The organism is Streptomyces silaceus (assembly GCF_001419745.1).
Lineage (GTDB): Bacteria > Actinomycetota > Actinomycetes > Streptomycetales > Streptomycetaceae > Streptomyces > Streptomyces silaceus.
Genome location: NZ_LIRJ01000684.1, coordinates 1 through 1,429 on the forward strand (window position 1 = coordinate 1; position 1,429 = coordinate 1,429).

Sequence of the window (1,429 nt, forward strand, 5' to 3'; positions counted from 1 at the left end):
TGGTGGGGCTGCGGTGCTGCGGTGCTGGTGGGGCGGCTGTGCTGTGGGGTCACTTCGCGTCGGCGTAGCACTCCACGACCGCCGTCGTGAACGGGAAGCGGACCGGTGTCTCCCCGAACGCGATCCGTCCCGCCAGATCCCCCGCCTCCCGGATCGCGCGCGCCACCGCCTCCGCCTCCTCCGCGGGGCAGTGCACGATGACCTCGTCGTGCTGGAAGAACACGAGCCGCGCCCGCATCCCGGCCTCGGCGATGGTCCGCCGCAGGGCGGCGAGCATCAGCAGCGCCCAGTCCGCCGCGCTGCCCTGCACCACGAAGTTGCGGGTGAAGCGGCCCCGGGCGCGGGCGTTCGTGGACGCGTACCCGGGCGTGAACTCGCTCTCCCCGGAGGGGAGTCCGTCGCTCGGGCCCTCCTGCGGAATGCCCGCCTCGTCGTCCTCCCCGGCGCCCGCCGCGGGCGGGCTCGTCCGGCCCAGCCACGTCCGCACGAGCCGGCCCTCCTCGCCCGCCTTCGCCGCGTCGTCCACGTACGCGACGGCCAGCGGGAAGCGGCGGCGCAGCGCGGCGAGGTTCTTCAGGCCGTCGCCCGACGTCTGTCCGTACACCGCGCCGAGCAGCGCGATCTTCGCGTGCTCCCGGTCGCCGGAGAACGCGCGGTCGGACAGCCGCGTGTACAGGTCGTCGTCCTCGCTGCCCGCCACCTCCATCAGGCCGCGGTCCCGGGAGATCGCGGCGAGGACCCTCGGCTCCATCTGGTCCGCGTCGGCCACCACCAGCCGCCAGCCGGGGTCCGCGACGACGGCCCTCCTGATGACCTTCGGGATCTGCAGCGCCCCGCCGCCGTTCGTCGTCCAGCGGCCGCTGACCGTGCCGCCCGGGGTGTACTCGGGGCGGAAGCGGCCGTCGCGCACCCAGTCCTGGAGCCAGCTCCAGCCGTGGGCCGTCCAGATCCGGTACAGCTTCTTGTACTCGATCAGGGGCTTCACGGCGGGGTGGTCGATCTCCTCCAGCTCCCAGCGGCGGGTCGACTTCACCTTGATGCCGGCCTGCGCGAACGCCTTCACCACGTCGGCGGCCAGGTCCGGGCGGACGCGGCGGCCGAACGCCGCGGAGACCTCGTCGGCCAGCTCGGCGAGGCGGCGGGGCTCGCCTCTGCCCGCGTACCGCTCGCCGAGCAGTTCGGTCAGGAGGGCGCGGTGGACGTCGGCGCGCCAGGGCAGACCCGCGGCGTTCATCTCCGCGGCGACGAGCATGCCGGCGGACTCGGAGGCGGTGAGCAGGCGCAGGCGTCCGGGGTGGGCGCCGGCGTCGTGTCTTCGCTGCTGCTCGGCGTAGACGTCGACGAGATCCTGGAGGGAGACGTCGGCGCCGCCGGGGCGGGCTTCGAAGAGGGAGTCCTGGGAGCCGGGCGCGGCGGCGCGGGGTGGGGG

General features: G+C 74.8%; 1 protein-coding gene. It reads right to left on the minus strand.

Features of this window, described 5'->3' with window-relative positions; all coding sequences use genetic code 11:
- Positions 1-49: 49 nt before the first annotated feature.
- Positions 50-1,429 (minus strand): bifunctional 3'-5' exonuclease/DNA polymerase (locus AOK22_RS38640; RefSeq protein WP_055703294.1); only part of this gene is annotated, 1,380 nt, incomplete at its 5' end.